This is a genomic window from Paraburkholderia sp. EG286A (genome assembly GCF_040965375.1).
Classification (GTDB): domain Bacteria; phylum Pseudomonadota; class Gammaproteobacteria; order Burkholderiales; family Burkholderiaceae; genus Paraburkholderia.
Map to the genome: position 1 here is coordinate 301935 of NZ_JBFRCB010000003.1, position 18560 is coordinate 320494.

The 18560-nt window shown below is 66.8% G+C and carries 15 protein-coding genes; 6 read left to right on the forward strand and 9 right to left on the reverse strand.

What is annotated here, in order from left to right; all coding sequences use genetic code 11:
* Positions 1-43: 43 nt before the first annotated feature.
* Positions 44-1111, reverse strand: a complete 1068-nt coding sequence (locus AB4Y35_RS14095; protein ID WP_368704820.1) for an ATP-NAD kinase family protein — start codon at positions 1109-1111, stop codon at positions 44-46.
* 477 nt (positions 1112-1588) lie between these two features.
* On the opposite strand from AB4Y35_RS14095, the gene AB4Y35_RS14100 reads away from it, so the two are divergent.
* From AB4Y35_RS14100 to AB4Y35_RS14110, 3 genes are all read left to right on the forward strand, one after another.
* Positions 1589-3589 (forward strand): sigma-54-dependent Fis family transcriptional regulator, encoded by a 2001-nt coding sequence (locus AB4Y35_RS14100; protein ID WP_368704821.1) that lies wholly within the window; start codon positions 1589-1591, stop codon positions 3587-3589.
* Between the two features lie 219 nt (positions 3590-3808).
* Positions 3809-4399 carry a ComEA family DNA-binding protein gene (locus tag AB4Y35_RS14105; RefSeq protein WP_368704822.1) on the forward strand — a complete coding sequence of 197 codons (591 nt, stop codon included), beginning with the start codon at positions 3809-3811 and terminating at the stop codon, positions 4397-4399.
* A 120-nt stretch (positions 4400-4519) separates the two neighbouring features.
* The gene (locus AB4Y35_RS14110; protein WP_342920471.1) at positions 4520-4960 is read left to right on the forward strand and encodes a YidB family protein; all 441 of its coding nucleotides are present in this window, start codon (positions 4520-4522) and stop codon (positions 4958-4960) included.
* 121 nt (positions 4961-5081) lie between these two features.
* Here AB4Y35_RS14110 and clpB read toward each other — a convergent pair whose 3' ends face one another.
* Positions 5082-7679, reverse strand: coding sequence for an ATP-dependent chaperone ClpB (gene clpB, locus AB4Y35_RS14115; RefSeq protein ID WP_368686366.1), 2598 nt, complete (start codon positions 7677-7679; stop codon positions 5082-5084).
* 252 nt (positions 7680-7931) lie between these two features.
* Positions 7932-8432, reverse strand: coding sequence for an Rrf2 family transcriptional regulator (locus AB4Y35_RS14120; protein WP_342920473.1), 501 nt, complete (start codon positions 8430-8432; stop codon positions 7932-7934).
* A 219-nt stretch (positions 8433-8651) separates the two neighbouring features.
* On the opposite strand from AB4Y35_RS14120, the gene AB4Y35_RS14125 reads away from it, so the two are divergent.
* Positions 8652-9212, forward strand: a complete 561-nt coding sequence (locus AB4Y35_RS14125; RefSeq protein ID WP_368704823.1) for a group III truncated hemoglobin — start codon at positions 8652-8654, stop codon at positions 9210-9212.
* 100 nt (positions 9213-9312) lie between these two features.
* Here the strand turns inward: AB4Y35_RS14125 and AB4Y35_RS14130 are convergent, their stop codons facing one another.
* The 6 genes from AB4Y35_RS14130 to AB4Y35_RS14155 form a co-directional block, all read right to left on the reverse strand.
* On the reverse strand, positions 9313-9795 hold the full coding sequence (locus AB4Y35_RS14130) for a molybdenum cofactor biosynthesis protein MoaE (RefSeq protein ID WP_368704824.1): 483 nt from the start codon (positions 9793-9795) through the stop codon (positions 9313-9315).
* Positions 9796-9814: 19 nt separating this feature from the next.
* Complete coding sequence (gene moaD / locus AB4Y35_RS14135) at positions 9815-10072, reverse strand: molybdopterin converting factor subunit 1 (RefSeq protein ID WP_254314079.1); 258 nt, start codon at positions 10070-10072, stop codon at positions 9815-9817.
* Positions 10073-10085: 13 nt separating this feature from the next.
* The gene (gene glp / locus AB4Y35_RS14140) at positions 10086-11369 is read right to left on the reverse strand and encodes a gephyrin-like molybdotransferase Glp (RefSeq protein ID WP_368704825.1); all 1284 of its coding nucleotides are present in this window, start codon (positions 11367-11369) and stop codon (positions 10086-10088) included.
* 240 nt (positions 11370-11609) lie between these two features.
* Positions 11610-13061, reverse strand: a complete 1452-nt coding sequence (gene thrC, locus AB4Y35_RS14145; RefSeq protein WP_368704826.1) for a threonine synthase — start codon at positions 13059-13061, stop codon at positions 11610-11612.
* 10 nt (positions 13062-13071) lie between these two features.
* Entirely contained in the window at positions 13072-14403 is a 1332-nt protein-coding gene (locus tag AB4Y35_RS14150) for a homoserine dehydrogenase (RefSeq protein ID WP_368704827.1), read from the reverse strand.
* Between the two features lie 49 nt (positions 14404-14452).
* Positions 14453-15691, reverse strand: a complete 1239-nt coding sequence (locus tag AB4Y35_RS14155; RefSeq protein ID WP_069267526.1) for a pyridoxal phosphate-dependent aminotransferase — start codon at positions 15689-15691, stop codon at positions 14453-14455.
* 532 nt (positions 15692-16223) lie between these two features.
* Between AB4Y35_RS14155 and AB4Y35_RS14160 the strand changes: the two genes are divergently transcribed.
* Both AB4Y35_RS14160 and AB4Y35_RS14165 read left to right on the forward strand, forming a co-directional pair.
* Entirely contained in the window at positions 16224-16598 is a 375-nt protein-coding gene (locus AB4Y35_RS14160; RefSeq protein WP_342920479.1) for an Mth938-like domain-containing protein, read from the forward strand.
* A gap of 161 nt (positions 16599-16759) precedes the next feature.
* A complete protein-coding gene (locus AB4Y35_RS14165) occupies positions 16760-18451 on the forward strand; it encodes a glycosyltransferase family 39 protein (RefSeq protein WP_368704828.1) in 1692 nt (563 codons plus the stop codon).
* The last annotated feature ends 109 nt before the right edge of the window (positions 18452-18560 follow it).

Below are 18560 nucleotides of genomic sequence, written 5' to 3' on the forward strand. Positions count from 1 at the left end.
ATGTCTCCTTGTTTCGGTTATGCGTGGAGGAAGCAAGCCAGATCTATGCGCGCGCGGCGGCCTCGCGCAGCAACTGATGCGACGCCGCGTAGCGCAGCGTGCGCGCAACATCGACGGTCAGCGGGCCGTGCCAGTCGAGCGTCACTTCGTAGCGGTCGCCGCGCGCCGGTTCGATCTCGCGCTCGCCGTCGAACGCGAGCGTGCCGTGGTCGGCTTCGAGCGGCAGCGCCACGCCGACTTCGAGACGCTGGCAGGTGCGCATCGTCAGGCGCTCGACGCGGCCCGGCGCAATCGGCGCGAGCAACGGCACGCCCGCGCCGCTGCCCTCGGGCGCGCCCGCCTGGGCGAACGTCATATGCAGGCCGTGCGCCGCATCGCGCCCGACCGGCGCCCACGCCCCGCCGATCGACGAGAGACCGATGCCGTCGGGCGGCGCAAAGGTCAGAAAAAGTGATTCGATATCCGAACTTTCTGAAATCGCACGCGCACCGATGAACGGCTGACGCGCCACGCAAATGTCGACGAGCGCAACTTCTTCGCGCCCGCGCGACGGCCCTTCCACGCAGCGCGCGACGAGCCGCTTGTTGCGCGAGAGCGCCGACCCGGCCGGCACCGCGCCGGTCGCGACGAGCGCGCCCGCGAGGCCCGCCACGGTAGCCTCGCGCAGTTCGGGAAAGGCGTTGTTGGTGCCGGTGGAGAGCGCGAGCAGCGGCGTCGCGCCGCAATGCGCCGCGACGGCGCGATGGGTGCCGTCGCCGCCCAGCACGGCGATCAACGCGACCTCCTCACGCACCATGTGATCGACGCCGGCGTGCGTATCGGCAACGCTTTCGCTCACCGGCAGGTCGACGAACACGACCTCGGGCCAGGGCTCATGCGCGGCAATGGCCGCGTGCGTCTCGATCGCGCGCAGGAGCAGCGCGGCCACGCCGGTGTTGTCGCGCAACGTGAGCACGCGCGCCACGCCGAGCGCACCCAGGCCCGCGAGCAGGCGCACGACCATGTTCGCCTTCTCGGCCGTGGGAAAGACAGATGCATGCGAAGTGAGACGGCGGATGTCGCGGCCCGATGCGGGGTTCGCGATCACGCCTACGGTCACGGGCGTCGTCACGGGTCTTGTCTCCTGATGGCGTCGCACCGTGCATGGCCGTGCGCCGCTTTTGCCAGCCAACTCTGCAAGCGTCATGCCAATGACGTCGAGGAGGCGAGGTGATAGCGCAGAAGGCCGCGTGACGGGGGTCTGCGGCAAATGCACGGCGTGGCGCCGGCACGATCAGCGTCGCGCGCGGCGTCTCAGCCACCGTCTCGCGCGAGAGACGTGCCGCTCGCACGACCAACCGCCCGTGCGCAGGGAAACGCGCACAGCCCCGCATGGCCTGCCTGAGCGGCGACTGAACGCCCCTCTCCCCCGCATTGAAAAGCGCGACACGAGACGCTGAGACGTTCGTCTCAGCCGTCTCGCATGCTGCGCTGCGGTGTGATCGCGCGCAAAGGATGTGCTACAAAAGACTCCCGCCGAACGCTTTCCGGTCCGACGTAACCCGACGTTACTCCGACGCTCACCGCGAGCCGTCGCCTGGAACCGCACATGCCCTACGCCCTTGCGTCTACCCGGCACGCCGAGCGCGTGCGTGGCGCCGTAGAAGGCCGGCTGCCCGCGCCGTCCGATTCGCCGCGCCTCGTCTCGTCGTGGCAGCGCTCGTTCGAGCGCTATCAGCTGGACCCCGGCTCCGTGATCGGCCCGCGCGTGCTGAGCGCCGCCGAGCTGCGCGAGATCCGCGATCGCGAGGAGTCCTTTCTGCGCGCCTCCGGTCAATGCCTCACGCGATTGCACGACATGGTGCGCGAGGCCGATTACTGCGTGATGCTGACCGACGCGCACGGCGTGACGATCGACTATCGCCTGGACCGCGAGCGCCGCAACGACTTCAAGCACGCGGGTCTCCATATCGGCTCGTGCTGGTCCGAGAGCGAGGAAGGCACCTGCGGCATCGCGAACGTGCTCACCGATCTCGCGCCCATCACGGTGCACAAGACCGACCATTTCCGCGCCGCGTTCACCACGCTCACGTGCAGCGCCGCGCCGATCTTCGCGCCGGGCGGCGAGCTGATCGGCGTACTCGATGCGTCGGCCGTGCAGTCGCCCGACAATCGCGAGAGCCAGCGCATCGTCAACCAGCTCGTGCGCCAGAGCGCCACGCTGATCGAAGACGGCTATTTCCTGCATCGCCTCGCGTCGTGCTGGATCCTCTTCGGTCACCAGAATCGCAACTACGTGGAAGCGCAGCCCGAGCTGCTGATTGCTTTCGACGAGAACGGCAACGTGGTCGCCGCGAACCGGCGCGCGCGCGAATGCATGCCCTGTCTCGACGGCCCGCGTCATATCGACGAGATCTTCGATTCGTCGCACGTGCAGTTGCGCGACATCGGGCGCATCGAAACCATCGCGGCGCTGCGCCTGCGCGCGAACGGCTCGATGCTGTATGCGCGCATTCGCGCGCCGCTCGGGGCGAGCGGTTACGGCGGACACAGTGCCCGCAGCGGCACCGGCGCGGCGCATGGCGCCATGCCGCTGCGGCGCGACGCCGCCGAGACGCACGAATACGATCGCAGCGCGCTCGGCCCCTTCCTGCGCAGCGCCGACGCGCGCGTAGCCGAGAACGCGCGCATCGCGCAGCGCGTGGCAGGCAAGCGCCTGCCGATCCTGCTGCTCGGCGAAACCGGCGCCGGCAAGGAAGTGTTCGCACGCGCCATTCACGACGCCGGCGCGCGACGCAATCGTCCGTTCATCGCGGTGAATTGCGGGGCGCTGCCCGAGTCGCTGATCGAGAGCGAGCTGTTCGGCTATGCACCGGGCGCGTTCACCGGTGCGCGGCGCCACGGCGCGCGCGGCAAGATCGCGCTGGCCGACGGCGGCACGCTCTTTCTCGACGAGATCGGCGACATGCCGCTCGCGCTGCAGACGCGCCTGTTGCGCGTGCTGGCCGAGGGCGAAGTCCTGCCGCTCGGGAGCGAAACGCCGGTGCGCGTCGACATCGACGTGGTCTGCGCAACGCACCGGGACCTCGCGCAGATGGCCAGCGCCGGCGCATTCCGCGACGATCTCTACTATCGCCTGAGCGGCGCGGTGCTCACGCTGCCGCCGCTGCGCGAGCGGCGCGACATCGCGATGCTCATCGACACGGTCTTCGCGGAAGAAGCACAGGCCGCCGGCCGGCCGCTCGCGCTCGACGCCTCGCTCGCGACGCGGCTCGCGAAGTTCGCGTGGCCCGGCAACCTGCGGCAGCTGCGCAATGCGATGCGCTACGCATGCGCCGTCTGCGACACCGTGCTGGTCGAAGCGCGGCACCTGAGCGCCGACCTCGCGGCGAGCCTGCCGCCACTCGCAGCGGCGGCCGCGTCCGGCTGCCCAGCCGGCATTCCGCCAGCGTCGCCGCTCTCCGACGAAGACGAGCGCGCACGCATCGTCGCGGCGCTCACGGCGCACCGCTGGCGTCCGAACGCCGCCGCGCAGGCGCTGGGCATCTCGCGCGCGACGCTCTACCGGCGCATGGCGAAGCTCGCCATCGTCGGGCCCCATCGCGTTTGAGCCGGTTTGCGCTGACCGCTGTGCGTTTCGCGTCGCCAGATTGCACAGAAGTATTAAATATTGTGCGGCGCGATTTACTTGCCACACTCAGGCCGGTATAAATCGAGCGCTCGCGATCCACAGATACGCCATCTGGCCTATTCTTGTACCGCAGCCCCCTCCGCTGGATGCGTCGTCCGTTCCCGGCTCACCGAAAATGCCCTCAATGGAGTGATTGCCATGCTCAAGAAGCTGCTGATGCTGTTCCTCGCAATCGGCCTGTCGCTGTCCACCGTGCTCGCCGCAGCCGTGGAAGTGAACACCGCCGACGAGACCGCGCTCGAATCGGTCAAGGGCATCGGCCCCGTCCATGCCAAGGCAATCATCGACGAACGCACGAAGAACGGCCCGTTCAAGGACGCCGACGACCTCGTGAACCGCGTCAAGGGCATCGGCCCGAAGTCGGTGCAGAACCTCGAGGCGGCAGGGCTCACGATCAACGGCTCCTCCGCGCCGCCGGCGGGCAAGACGGCTAGCGCGAAGAGCGGCAAGAGCGCCGCTGCCACGAGCGCCGCGCCCGCTGCGACCACGGCCAATCCGATGACGGCGCAGACGCCGGCGGCCGCGACCACGGCGCAAGCCGCCTCGGACACGGCCGCGGGCAAGTCGAAGCACAAGAGCAAGAAGGACAAGGCAGCCGCCGCTGCCAGCGCGCCCGAAGCGGGCTCCGCTGCGGCTGCGCCGGCCACCGCATCCGATACGAAGGCGAAAAAGCCCAAAAAGTCGAAGAAGGACAAGGCCGCATCGGCGGCGGCCGCTTCCGGCGCCTGATTGCCGCCATCGTCCGGCGCGCGCAAGGCGTACACCGGACCTCGAAAACGCGGCGCCGCGTGCGCCGTCCGATTTACCGGCCGCGTCCCCCCGTCGCGGCCATCACCCAGAGAGATCGTCATGAGTCTGCTAGATACCCTCGGTTCCCTGCTCGGTTCGCAGTCGCAACAGCAAGGCGGCGGCCAGGCCCAACTCCTCGCCGCGGCGATGGAGTTCGTCAACAACCAGCCCGGCGGGCTGAACGGCCTCATCGAGAAGTTCCAGCAAGGCGGCCTCGGCGACATCGTGCAGTCGTGGGTCGGCAACGGCGAGAACCAGCCTGTTTCGGCGGATCAACTGCACAACGTGCTCGGCTCGGACGTCGTCTCGGGTCTCGCCCAGAAGGTCGGCATGCAGCCCGACCAGGTGAGCGGCCTGCTCGCTCAGGTGCTGCCGCACGTGGTCAACGCGGGCACGCCGAACGGCGAAGTGCCGCAAGGCGGCCAGATCAACGCCGAGAGCGTGCTCGGCACGCTTGGCGGGCTGGCGTCGCTGTTCGGCGGCGGCAACAAGCAGGCGTAAGCGCCCGTTAGCGCTTCTTTGCAGGCATGAAAAAAGGGCAGCGGATCACTCCGCTGCCCTTTTCGTTTCGGCTCGGCGCGCGCCTGCCGGCACGCGTCTCACCCGAGTCCGGAGACTCGCCTTAGTGCACCACGCGCTCGAACACGAACTTGCCGTCGTGCACGCCGACCGGAATCACGTCCTTCGGGCCGAACTTGCCCGCGAGGATCAGCTTGGCGACCGGGTTCTCGATCTCCTGCTGGATCGCGCGCTTGAGCGGCCGTGCGCCGAACAGCGGGTCGTAACCGACCTTGGCGATCTGGCCCAGCGCCTCGTCCGACACCATGAGTTCCATGTCGAGCTTCTCCAGACGCTCGCGCAGACGCTGCAACTGGATCTTCGCAATCGACTCGATATTCGAGCGATCGAGCGCATGGAACACCACGACCTCGTCGATCCGGTTCAGGAACTCGGGGCGGAACTGCTGCTTCACTTCGTTCCACACGGCGTCCTTCACGGCTTCCTGCGGCTCGCCCGCCATCGCCTGAATGAGGTGCGAACCGAGGTTCGACGTCATCACGATCACGGTGTTCTTGAAGTCGACGGTGCGGCCCTGGCCATCGGTCATGCGGCCGTCGTCGAGCACCTGCAGCAGCACGTTGAACACGTCCGGGTGCGCCTTTTCGACTTCGTCGAGCAGGATCACGCTATACGGCTTGCGACGCACGGCCTCGGTCAGATAGCCGCCCTCTTCGTAGCCCACGTATCCCGGCGGCGCGCCGATCAAACGCGCCACGCTGTGCTTCTCCATGAACTCGCTCATGTCGATGCGGATGAGGTGATCTTCCGAATCGAACAGGAAGCCCGCCAGCGCCTTGCACAGCTCGGTCTTGCCCACCCCCGTCGGCCCGAGGAACAGGAACGAGCCGTACGGCCGGTTCGGGTCCGAGAGACCGGCGCGCGAGCGGCGAATCGCGTCGGCCACGGCGGTAATGGCCTCGTCCTGACCGATCACGCGCTCGTGCAGCTTCTCTTCGATCTGCAGCAGCTTTTCGCGCTCGCCCTGCATCATGCGCGAAACAGGAATGCCGGTCGAACGCGACACGACTTCCGCAATTTCCTCGGCGCCCACGAGCGTGCGCAGCAGGCGCAAACGCGTGGGGTTGTTCTGCTCGTTCGCCTCGGCGAGCGTCACCTGCTTGAGCTGCGCTTCGAGTTCCGGCAACTTGCCGTACTGCAGTTCCGCGACCTTTTCGAGCTTGCCTTCGCGCTGGAAGCGATTGATCTCCGCGCGCACGCGGTCGATCTCTTCCTTGATCTGCGCGCCGCCCTGCACCGCGGCCTTCTCGGTGGTCCAGATCTCTTCGAGGTCCTTATATTCGAGGCTCAGCCGGTCGATCTCTTCCTCGATCAGCTGGAGACGCTTTTGCGACGCCTCGTCCTTCTCCTTCTTGACGGCCTCGCGCTCGATCTTCAGCTGGATCAGGCGGCGATCGAGCTTGTCCATGGCTTCGGGCTTCGAATCGATTTCCATCTTGATCTTCGAAGCCGCTTCGTCGATCAGGTCGATGGCCTTGTCCGGCAGGAAACGGTCGGTGATGTAGCGATGCGAGAGCTCCGCCGCCGCGACGATCGCGGGATCGGTGATTTCCACGCCGTGGTGCAGCTCGTACTTCTCCTTCAGGCCGCGCAGGATCGCAATGGTCGCCTCGACCGACGGTTCATCGACGAGCACTTTCTGGAAGCGGCGTTCGAGCGCGGCGTCCTTTTCGATGTACTTGCGATATTCGTCGAGCGTCGTCGCGCCGATGCAGTGCAGCTCGCCGCGCGAGAGCGCCGGCTTGAGCATGTTGCCCGCGTCCAGCGCGCCTTCGGCCTTGCCCGCGCCGACCATCGTGTGAATTTCGTCGATGAAGACAATGGTCTGGCCTTCGTCCTTGGCGATGTCGTTGAGCACGGCCTTCAGGCGTTCCTCGAACTCGCCGCGATATTTCGCGCCCGCGAGCAGCGCGGCCATGTCGAGCGAGAGCACGCGCTTGCCCTTGAGCGTCTCGGGCACTTCGCCGTTGACGATGCGCTGCGCGAGGCCTTCGACGATGGCCGTCTTGCCCACGCCCGGTTCGCCGATCAGCACCGGATTGTTCTTGGTGCGGCGTTGCAGGATCTGGATCGAGCGGCGGATTTCGTCGTCACGGCCGATCACGGGGTCGAGCTTGCCCGAACGCGCGCGCTCGGTCAGATCGACGGTGTACTTCTTGAGCGCTTCGCGCTGGCTCTCGGCGTCCTGGCTGTGCACCTGCGCGCCGCCGCGCACCGCGACGATCGCGGCTTCGAGCGACTTGCGCGTCAGGCCGTGCTGGCGCGCGAGACGACCCGCTTCGCCCCTGTCTTCGGAAACGGCGAGCAGGAACATCTCGCTCGCGATATAGGTGTCGTTGAGCTTCTGCGCTTCCTTGTCGGCCTGATTGAGCAGACCCGTGAGCTCGCGGCCGATCTGCACGTTGCCGTCGGTGCCCTGCACCTGCGGCAAGCGGTTGATGGCGTCGTTCAGTGCGTTCTGCAGCGCCTGGACCTGCACGCCCGCACGCGACATGAGCGAGCGCGCGGAGCCGTCCTGCTGCGCGACGAGCGCAGCCAGCAGGTGAACGGGTTCGATGTACTGGTTATCGTGGCCCACCGCGAGGCTTTGCGCGTCGGCGATGGCTTCCTGGAACTTGGTGGTGAGTTTGTCGATTCTCATTTGATGCGAGACCTCCGGATTTCTAGACTGTCACCAAATTTGAGGGGGGACGCGCCGGTTTCAAGCGCTCTGGCGTCATTTTTTCCGATTTCTGCGATTCAGGCGCGGGCAGCGTCCGTCGCCAGGTGCTGCCGAGGCGTGAGAAAACGGGGAAAGAATGCGAGGCGGCCGCAGCCGCATGAGGCAGCGCGCCACGGCTGAGCGCCGCGGCTCGGGGAGATGAAAAACGAAGAGGTGACGCTGACGCGTCCTTCAATGCTCGCGTGAAGACGCGGAGCGCGCTGCCTGCGCGCGCGGCATGAACTGGATTGGCGCGAGGCCGAGCAGCCCGGTCAGTTCGCCTGCCGGCTGCGCCAGTTCGCCGATGGTATGGCGGTCGAGTTCCGCGAGAAACGCGTCGCGCGCCGCCGCCAGTGCGTGCTTGAGCCGGCACTGCGGCTCGATGACGCAGCTGCGCCGGTCGCCATGCTCGTCCGGAAAGCAGCCGACCAGCGAGAAGTCGCTTTCCGTCTCACGGACGACCGCGCCAACGCTCAACTCGAGCGATGCAGGCGCGAGCCGCAAGCCGCCATTGCGCCCGCGGACGGTGTCGACCCAGCCAAGCTCGCCAAGGCGCTGCACGACTTTCATCAGATGATTCTTCGATACGCCGTAGGCGTCCGAGATCTCCTGGATCGTGGCCAGGCTGTCGCGACGCAGCGCGAGATACAGCATCACGCGCAACGAATAGTCGGTGTAGTCGGTCAGTCTCATGGCGGTCGCAATGACAGAGGTGGTGCGGGTGACAGAAACCCATACAATAACATGCAGGTAGCATGCAGGTTTTGCCTGGACTGGGTATGATTGTCACTTCGATGGACGCTTCGCAGTGCCTGGCAGCTTGCATGCGGCTCACTGTCGCACCGTGCCGGCGCCCCGCCGCCGACTACACTCCAGGCACTCCAGGCACCCCAGGTATCACCCAGGCCCCAAATGACTCGCCCCGACACCCGCCCCGCTGCCACACTGCACGCCCAGCCAACTGAAGAGAACATCCGCGAACTCGTCTACGCGTTCTACGACCGCGTGCGCGACGACGCCATGCTCGGCCCGGTGTTCGACGGCGTGCTCGCCGGGCGCTGGGACGAACATCTGCCGAAAATGTGCCGCTTCTGGTCGAGTCTCGTGCTCGGCACCAAAAGCTACCGCGGCAACGTGCAGCAGGCGCACGATCCGGTGCCCGGCGTCGAACCGCAGCATTTCAGCCGCTGGCTCTATCTTTTCCTCGATACGGTTCAGGCTCGCTACGAGCCCGCGGCGGCGGTGCAGTTCATGGAACCCGCGTTGCGGATTGCGCAAAGCCTGCAACTGAGCCGCTTTGGCTGGGACTACACGATTCCGCCCGAGCAACAGGCCCTTCTCGATCGCGTAGCGCCACGCAGGCGCCCCGCCGGGCACGGCCACGACTTGCCTACGCGCCCGACCGGCGAGCCGTTTCCGGCCCGTTTCGTTGGCCGCCAGATGGATGTCGACGAGAGCACGCCGGCAGAGTGAGCGCATCTGCTTTCAGGGCGGTGCGGAAATAGGCGGTTAGTTGCGTTACACAGGGGCGGCGGTGAACTACATCTGTCCCTTCAACCCGGCGGACGAGCGCCTAGCGGGATTCCCGCGAAGCGTTCCCCGACGCCACTCCCCAGCGCGCCAGCGCCGTGTCGTCGCTCTCGCGGGCATCGACCCAGCGCGCGCCCTGCTCCGTCTCTTCCTTCTTCCAGAACGGCGCCTCGGTCTTGAGGTAGTCCATGACGAACTCGCAGGACGCGAACGCGTCGCCGCGATGCTTCGAGGTGGTCGCGACCAGCACGATCTGGTCGAGCGGCTCGAGCTTGCCCACCCTGTGTACGATCAGCACCTCGATGCCCGCCCAGCGACGCTGCGCTTCGGCGACGATCGCCTCCAGCGCCTTCTCGGTCATGCCCGGATAGTGCTCGAGTTCGAGCGAGGCGATCGTGCTGCCATCGTTCAGATCGCGCACCGTGCCGACGAAGCACGCCACCGCGCCGATCGCCGGATTGCGCGCCCGCAGCTGCGCCACCTCGGCGGTGAGGTCGAAATCTTCCGTTTGTACGCGCACGGGCATCGTGAGTCTCCTGTGACGCTCAGCCGCCCGTCACCGGCGGGAAAAACGCCACTTCGCAGCCCTCGGTGATGCGCGTGCGCGGATCCGTCATCACGTGATTGCAGGCCATGCGCAGCGCGCGGCCTTCCGCCAGCGTCTCGGCCCAGACACCGCCACGCGCACGCAGCCAGCCGCGCACGTCGCCGACCGTCGCGATGCCGTCCGGCAGCGTGACCGTTTCGTCCGCGACGCCAAGCGCCTCGCGCACACTCGCAAAAAATTTCAACTGGATCTTCATCGCTCGAGGCTTTTCAGTACAGCAATTCGGTGAACGGAATAAAGCGCACGGTCTCGCCGGCGCTGATCACATGATTGGGCGGATTGTCGATGAGACCGTCGCCCCAGACCGTGGAGGTGAGAACCGCTGAACTCTGGTTCGGGAACAGGTCGAGACCGCCAGCCGGGTTCACGCGCGCGCGCAGGAATTCGTTGCGGCGGTCGCTCTTCGCCTGGGTGAAATCGGCACGCAGCGAGAGCGCGCGCGGGCTCACCTGGGTCGCGCCCGCAAGCCGCAGCAGGAACGGACGCACGAACAGCAAAAAGGTGACGAAACTCGACACCGGGTTGCCCGGCAGCCCGATGAAAAACGCCTCACCGGTTTCCGCTTCCGCTGCCGCCTGCGCCCGACGCACCGCGCCGAACGCGAGCGGCTTGCCCGGCTTCATGGCGATCTGCCACAGGTTGATGCGGCCTTCGGCCTCGACGGCGGGCCGCACGTGATCCTCCTCGCCGACCGAGACACCGCCCGAGGTGAGGATGAGGTCGTGAGCGGCGGCCGCTTCGCGCAGCGTCGCGCGCGTGACGTCGAGCTGGTCCCGCACGATGCCGTAGTCGGTGACTTCGCAGCCGAGGTTGCGCAAGAGGCCCGTGAGCGTGAAGCGGTTCGAGTTGTAGATCGCGCCGGGCTTGAGCGGCTCGCCAGGCATCGTCAGTTCGTCGCCCGTGAAGAACACCGCGACCTTCACGCGACGCACGACGGTGAGCGTGGCGCACCCGACCGACGCCGCGAGCCCGAGCGCCGCCGGCGTAAGGCGCGTGCCCGCCGGCAGGATCACCGTGTTCTTGCGGATATCGGCGCCCTGCGCCGTGATCCATTCGCCCGCCTTGGGCGTGTGCAGAAAAGTAACGGCGCCTTCCGCGGCCTCGGTCTGCTCCTGCATCACCACGGCGTCCGCGCCCGGCGGCACCGTCGCGCCCGTGAAGATGCGCGCCGCCGTGCCCGCCGCGAGCGGCTGTGGCGCGTGACCCGCGGGAATGCGCTGCGAAACCGGCAGATGGCGGCTGCCTTGCGCGAGATCGGCCACGCGCACCGCGTAGCCGTCCATTGCGCTCGTATGCATCGGCGGCACGTCGAGCGGCGAAACGACGTCTGTGGCGAGCACGCGGTTCAGCGCGTCGAACGTCGAAATCGTTTCGGCGCCGGCGAGCGGCTGCGCCGCGGCAAGCAGCGCGGCGAGGGCGTCGGCGGTGGAGAGCATCGGCGCGCGCGGCGCGGGTGCCGGCGCAGCGGAAGACGGGGACGTAGGCGTGGACATCGAGGTCGTCTCGGACTTGGCGGCGGGGCCGCCAGCAGCGGTTGGTCTGCCGTTATTGTAGCGGCGCGACCGGCACGCTGTGCCTTATGCCGTGGATATCCCTGGCGCGCGATGCCTGCGAGTGCGCACGATCGGCTGAAGTGATGCAAGCGGGCGGGTGCGATCGACCCGCCGACGCGTAAAGCTGATGCGATGTCGACGCGCCGGGACCGCGAACCGATCCGGCCCCGGCTGCGTCGATCAGTCCGCCGTGTGAGCGGCGATATAGTCCTTCACGCGCTGGGCGTCGGCCGGCACGACTTCGAAGCGCTGCGGCAGCGCCTCGAGGCCGTCGAACGCCGCCGGACGCTCCGGCTCGCGGTCCAGCGCTTCGCGGATCGTCTCGCCGAACTTCACCGGCTGCGCGGTTTCGAGCACGATCATCGGCACACCGGGCTGCAGGTGTTCGCGGGCGACCTTCACGCCGTCGGCCGTATGGGTGTCTATCATCGTCCTGTAGCGCGAGTAGATGTCGCGAATCGTGGCGATGCGGTCGTCGTGGCTGCTGCGGCCCGAAACGAAGCCGAACTGCTGCACGCGCACGAAGTCGCCGCTCGCCACGAGATCGAAGCCGCCCCTCTCCTCGACGTCACGGAACAGCTGCGTCACGCGCGCCGGATCGCGGCCCAGCAAGTCGTACACGAAGCGCTCGAAATTCGACGCCTTTGAGATGTCCATGCTCGGGCTCGTCGTGTGATACGTCTCGGCCGAGCCGCGCACGCGATAAATGCCGGTGCGGAAGAACTCGTCGAGCACGTCGTTCTCGTTGGTCGCGACCACGAGCTTTTCGATCGGCAGGCCCATCATGCGCGCGATATGGCCGGCGCACACGTTGCCGAAGTTGCCCGAGGGCACCGTGAACGAGACGCGCTCGTCGTTGGACTTCGTCGCCGCGAAGTAGCCGGCGAAGTAGTACACGACCTGCGCCACGACGCGCGCCCAGTTGATCGAGTTGACCGTGCCGATCTTCTGCTGCGCCTTGAACGCGTGGTCGTTCGAAACCGCCTTGACGATGTCCTGGCAGTCGTCGAACACGCCTTCCACGGCCAGATTGAAGATGTTCGGGTCCTGCAGGCTGAACATCTGCGCCGTCTGGAATGCGCTCATCTTCTTGTGCGGCGAAAGCATGAACACGCGCACGCCCTTCTTGCCGCGCATGGCGTATTCCGCCGCGCTGCCGGTGTCGCCCGAGGTCGCGCCGAGAATGTTCAGCTCCTGGCCGGCCTTCGCGAGCGCGTACTCGAACAGGTTGCCGAGCAGCTGCATCGCCATGTCCTTGAACGCGAGCGTCGGACCGTTCGAGAGTTCGAGCAGCGAGAGCTGCGCGCCGTTTTCCTCGCCGAGCGTGGTGAGCGGCGTGATCTTGCTCGCGTCTTCGCCATGGCGCACGTTGCGGTAGGTCTCGCCCGTGTAGGTGCGGCGCGTGATGTCGCGCAGGTCGTCGGCGGGAATGTCGCCGGCGAACTTCGAGAGGATCTCGAACGCGAGATCCGCGTACGAAAGGCCGCGCCAGCGCGCCAGTTCTTCCTTGCTGATCTGCGGATACTCGGCCGGCAGATACAGGCCGCCGTCGCGCGCGAGGCCGCCCAGCAGGATATCGGAAAACAAATGATGCTCGCCGGCGCCCGCGCCGCGCGTAGATACGTAATTCATAGCCCTTGCCTTAGTTCAGTCCTTCCATGCGCAGCTTCGTGACCTGCGACTTCACCGTCGCGAGCTTCTCGATCTGCGCGATCGCCGCGTTGACGTTCTTCTCGATCGTCTCGTGGGTGATCAGGATGATGTCGGTTTCCGCCTTGCCTTGCGCGTCGACCTGCTCCGCTTCCTTTTGCAGCAGCGCGTCGATCGAGATGCCGCTGTCCGCCAGGATGCGCGTGATGGCCGCCATCACGCCGGTCTGGTCCGCCACGCGCAGGCGCAGGTAGTAGCCGCTCGTGACTTCGTCGATCGGCAGGATCGGCGTGTTCGAGAGGCTGTCCGGCTGGAATGCCAGATGCGGCACGCGGTGCTCGGGGTCGGCCGTGTGCAGACGCGTCACGTCCACGAGATCGGCCACCACGGCGGAGGCCGTCGGCTCCGCGCCCGCGCCCTTGCCGTAGTACAGCGTCGTGCCCACCGCGTCGCCATGCACGACCACGGCGTTCATCGCCCCTTCCACGTTGGCGAGCAGGCGCTTGGCCGGAATCAGCGTGGGATGCGTGCGCAGTTCGATGCCGCGCTCGGTGCGGCGCGCGATGCCGAGCAGCTTGATGCGATAGCCCAGCTCTTCCGCGTACTTGATGTCGATGGCGTCGAGCTTGCTGATGCCTTCCACGTAGGCCTTGTCGAACTGCACGGGCACGCCGAACGCGATCGCGCTCATGATCGTGGCCTTGTGCGCGGCGTCCACGCCTTCGATGTCGAAGGTCGGATCGGCTTCGGCGTAGCCCAGTTCCTGCGCGGCTTTCAATGCGGTCGCGAAGTCGAGCCCGCGCTCGCGCATTTCCGAGAGGATGTAGTTGGTCGTGCCGTTGATGATGCCGGCGATGTACTGGATGCGGTTGGCCGTGAGACCTTCGCGCAGCGCCTTGATGATGGGGATGCCGCCCGCCACCGCCGCCTCGAACGCGACCATCACGCCCTTGGCGCGCGCCGCTTCGAAGATCTCGGTGCCGTGCACCGCCAGCAGCGCCTTGTTCGCCGTGACGACATGCTTGCCGTTGGCAATCGCGCGCAGCACGAGATCCCTGGCGAGCGTCGTGCCGCCGATCATTTCGGCGACGATCGAAATCGAGGGATCGTCGACCACGGCGTTGAAGTCGGTCGTCAGCTCGACGCTGCCCGCTTCGCTGCCGAGGGCCGTTGTGGCCTTGGCCGGGTTGCGCACGGCGATGCGCGCCACCTCGATGCCGCGCCCTGCGCGGCGTTTGATTTCTTCCTGGTTGCGGCGCAGTACCGTGAAGGTGCCGCTGCCCACCGTGCCGAAGCCCAAGAGACCTACTTTGATCGGATCCATGCAGCGTGTGTTCGTCCAAGTGTTTGAAAAGGGGATGCGTGTGACTGGCTCAGGTGCCGTGCCGCTGACGATAACCGTCGAGGAAGCGCGCGATGCGGTTGATCGAATCGGTCAGGTCGTCGACGTTCGGCAGGAACACCACGCGGAAGTGGTCCGGCTGCTTCCAGTTGAAGCCCGTGCCCTGCACGAGCAGCACGCGCTCCTGGAGGAGCAGATCGAGGATGAACTGCTGGTCGTTCTCGATCGGATAGAGCTTCGGGTCGAGGCGCGGGAACATGTAGAGCGCCGCCTCGGGCTTCACGCAGGTCACGCCGGGAATGGCCGTGAGCATGTTGTACGCCAGTTCGCGCTGGCGATACAGGCGCCCACCCGGCTGGATCAGCTCGTTGATGCTCTGATAGCCGCCCAGCGCCGTCTGGATCGCGTACTGGCCCGGCACGTTCGCGCACAGGCGCATCGAGGCGAGAATGCCGAGACCTTCCGTGTAGTCCTTCGAGCGGCGGCGGTTTTCCCCCGTCATGCCCGAGAGGAACATCCAGCCCGCGCGGTAGCCGCACGCGCGATAGCTCTTCGACAGGCTGTTGAGCGTGACGGTGATCACGTCTTCCGAGAGCGAGCCGAGTGCCGTGTGCGTCTTGCCGTCGTAGATGATCTTGTCGTAGACCTCGTCGGCGAACAGGATCAGGCCGTGCTCGCGCGCGATCGCCACGAGCCCGCGCAGCAGGTCGTCAGAATAAAGCGCGCCGGTCGGGTTGTTCGGGTTGATGACGACGATCGCGCGCGTGTTCGGCGTGATCTTCGAGCGGATGTCGTCGAGGTCGGGCATCCACGCGTTCGACTCGTCGCAGATGTAGTGCACGGGCGTGCCGCCCGAGAGGCTCACCGCCGCCGTCCACAGCGGATAGTCGGGCGCGGGCAGCAGCACTTCGTCGCCGTCGTTCAGGAGCGCCTGCATGGCCATGACGATCAGTTCGGACGCGCCGTTGCCGATGTAGATGTCGTCGAGCTCGACGCCCTTGATGCCCTTTTGCTGCGCGTAATGCATGATCGCCTTGCGCGCGGCGAACACACCCTTCGAATCCGAATACCCCGAGGAGCCCGGCAGGTTCAGGATCATGTCCTGAATGACCTCGTCGGGTGCGTCGAAACCGAACGGCGCAAGATTGCCGATGTTCAGCTTGATGATGCGATGGCCTTCTTCTTCGAGGCGCTTCGCGTGCTCGAGCACCGGCCCGCGGATGTCGTAGCAAACGTTCTGCAGCTTGTTGGATTTGAGAATCGGTTTCACGGCGGGCTATCGGTCAGAGAAGCGGTCAGAGAATCAGTCAGGGCGTCAGCGGCGAGTAAGACGCGGTAAAAGGGCTGGAACAGGCTGAAATGCCGTTGACCGGCCGGCGGATGGCGCCTTGGCGGACAGGACAGGCAAGGGAGCCGGAGGGCGCCCCCGGCGGGACAAAAGCCGTGCACGATTGCGAAGGGAGCGCCGGGCGCACGCGCGACGCTTCGCAAAGCGTACGCTGGCCAACCCGACCACCCCAAAGCCGCCCCAGCAGCTTGTGGCTGCCCTCGCCCGATGCGCGGATGGCGCGCGTAGCGGCCTGCCGGCGCGGTCTACCCGGGGGCGCCGCCGCAGCGGCGGCTAAAAAGCTATAATTTAGCGGATTTTGACCAACTTCCGCAATGCGCAATCGGCCAGGAGGCGGGTCGCGAAGCGGGTGACACGGCGGGCTGCAAGGCGGTTCGCGCCGAGGCCGGCGTCGGCACAGGATATGCGCCCTCTCGCTTGCGCACCCGACCTGCCCTTACCCCGGAACCCCGTTTTGAAACTACACCAGGACTCCAGCGCCGCGCTGAACACCGTGACCGGTTACGGCGCCGACTACGTCGAAGTGAACCTCGAACGCCATACGGGCAGCATCATCGTGATGCCCGAAGCGCCGGTCACCCCCTGGCCGGTGCAGTCGTTCGACGCCCTCACGCCCGAACTCTTCGAGCTGCTGCTCCCGCTGAACCCCGAAGTGGTCGTGTTCGGCAGCGGAGAGCGGCTGCGCTTTCCGCATCCGCGCCTGACCGCCGCGCTGGCCGCGAAGCGCATCGGCGTGGAGGCAATGGACTTCAAGGCCGCCTGCCGCACCTACAACATCCTCATGGCCGAAGGCCGCCGCGTGGCGGCCGCGCTTCTGATCGAAAGCTGACGCGCCTTAAGCTTGCCATCAGGTCGCCGCGCGGCGGCGTAGTACACTTGCGCGCCGCGTGCGAAGCGCGCGCTCCGGACCTGGCCCGCACACCGCGCGCGGCCAGCGCGCACGCTTCGCACCCCGACCGCAACGACTGCAACAAGAACAGGCTGAAACCCATGAACGATACGCCATCGAGGCTACCGCTCAAGCGCAGCGCGATCCTGCTCCTGATCCTCGCCCTCGCCGTGATCTGGTTCCTGCCGCTCGGCTGGCGCCACCTGCTGCCGAGCGACGAAGGCCGCTACGCCGAAATGGCGCGCGAAATGCTCGCGAGCGGCGACTGGATCACGCCGCGCTACAACGACTATAAGTACTTCGAAAAGCCGCCGCTGCAAACCTGGATGAACGCGCTCACGTTCGCGTGGTTCGGCATCGGCGAGTGGCAGGCGCGCCTGTACACGGCGCTCACCGGCTTCGCGGGCGTGCTGCTGATCGGCTTCACCGGCGCGCGCGTGTTCAACGCCGCCACGGGCTTCTTCGCCGCGGTCGTGCTCGCCTGCGCGCCGTACTGGAACCTGATGGGCCACTTCAACACGCTCGACATGGGCCTGTCGTTCTGGATGCAGCTCTCGCTGTGCGCGCTGCTGCTCGCGCAGCGTCCGAGCCTGCCCAAAGCGAACGCGCGCCTGTGGATGTGGCTGTGCTGGGCGGCCATGGCGATGGCGGTGCTGTCCAAGGGCCTCGTCGGCCTGATCCTGCCGGGCGCCGTGCTCGTGCTCTATACGGCAATTTCGCGCGACTGGGCGCTCTGGAAGCGCCTCTATCTCGTGAGCGGCCTGATCGTGTTCTTCGCGATCGTGTCGCCGTGGTTCATCCTCGTGCAGCAGCGCAATCCCGAGTTCTTCAACTTCTTCTTCATCGTCCAGCAGTTCCAGCGCTACCTCACGCCCGCGCAGAACCGCCCCGGCCCGTTCTACTACTTCGTGCCGGTCATGCTGGTGGGCTTCCTGCCGTGGCTTTCGGTCAGCGTGCAGAGCGTGCGCCATGCGCTGCGCACGCCGCGTCAGCCCAACGGTTTCTCGCCCGTCACGCTGATGATCGTGTGGACGGTGTTCATTTTCCTGTTCTTCAGCGCCTCACACTCCAAGCTCGTCTCCTACGTCCTGCCGATCGCGCCGCCCGTGGCGCTCATCATCGGCATGTATCTGCCGGTCATGACGCGGGCCCAGTGGAACAAGCACCTCGTGGGCTACGCGCTGTTCGCCGTCGTGCTGATGGCGGGCTCGTTCGTGCTCACGCGGCTCGGCGACGCGCGCAATCCGAACGCGCTCTACCGGGAGTTCCAGGTCTGGGTGTTCGCCGCGGCCGCGGTGGCCTTCGTCGTCACGATGGTCGGCCTGCGCCTGAACCGCGCGAAGCGCACGCCCGAAACCGGCGCGCGCGCACCGGTGCTCGCGCTCGGCACGGCGTGGCTGCTGCTCGCGACCATTGCGGGCACGGGCCACGACGTGTTCGGCACCCTGAGTTCCGGCGCGCCGCTCGCGCCCGCGGTGCGCGCCGCCATCGCGAAGCTGCCGCCCGACACGCCGTTCTACTCGGTGGGCGTACTCGACCACACCCTGCCCTTCTACGTGCGCCATACGATGACGATGGTCGAAGTCACCGACGAGCTGGCCTTCGGCATCTCCGAGGAGCCGCAAAAATGGGTGCCGACCATTGCCGACTGGGAGACGCGCTGGAAGTCCGACCGTTATGCGCTCGCGCTGATTCCGGTGAAACGCTACGAAGAACTGGCTGCGCAAGGCCTGCCGATGCAGGTGATCGCCCGCGACGCGCGCCGCGTGATCGTTGAAAAGCCGCAATCCTGAGCGCTTCCTGGCCCCGATTGACGCATGGGCGATAATTGGGCGGGCCACGCAGGCACGGGCCGGCGCGGCCTGCGCGACCCGGCCAGGCTCCCGCCCCAACCCGACAACC

Coding starts and splice junctions, on each gene's coding strand:
- AB4Y35_RS14100 (WP_368704821.1), top strand. CDS start 1,589: ATGCCCTACGCCCTTGCGTCTACCCGGCACGCCGAGCGCGTGCGTGGC.
- AB4Y35_RS14105 (WP_368704822.1), top strand. CDS start 3,809: ATGCTCAAGAAGCTGCTGATGCTGTTCCTCGCAATCGGCCTGTCGCTG.
- AB4Y35_RS14110 (WP_342920471.1), top strand. CDS start 4,520: ATGAGTCTGCTAGATACCCTCGGTTCCCTGCTCGGTTCGCAGTCGCAA.
- clpB (WP_368686366.1), bottom strand. CDS start 7,679: ATGAGAATCGACAAACTCACCACCAAGTTCCAGGAAGCCATCGCCGAC.
- AB4Y35_RS14120 (WP_342920473.1), bottom strand. CDS start 8,432: ATGAGACTGACCGACTACACCGACTATTCGTTGCGCGTGATGCTGTAT.
- AB4Y35_RS14125 (WP_368704823.1), top strand. CDS start 8,652: ATGACTCGCCCCGACACCCGCCCCGCTGCCACACTGCACGCCCAGCCA.
- AB4Y35_RS14130 (WP_368704824.1), bottom strand. CDS start 9,795: ATGCCCGTGCGCGTACAAACGGAAGATTTCGACCTCACCGCCGAGGTG.
- moaD (WP_254314079.1), bottom strand. CDS start 10,072: ATGAAGATCCAGTTGAAATTTTTTGCGAGTGTGCGCGAGGCGCTTGGC.
- glp (WP_368704825.1), bottom strand. CDS start 11,369: ATGTCCACGCCTACGTCCCCGTCTTCCGCTGCGCCGGCACCCGCGCCG.
- thrC (WP_368704826.1), bottom strand. CDS start 13,061: ATGAATTACGTATCTACGCGCGGCGCGGGCGCCGGCGAGCATCATTTG.
- AB4Y35_RS14150 (WP_368704827.1), bottom strand. CDS start 14,403: ATGGATCCGATCAAAGTAGGTCTCTTGGGCTTCGGCACGGTGGGCAGC.
- AB4Y35_RS14165 (WP_368704828.1), top strand. CDS start 16,760: ATGAACGATACGCCATCGAGGCTACCGCTCAAGCGCAGCGCGATCCTG.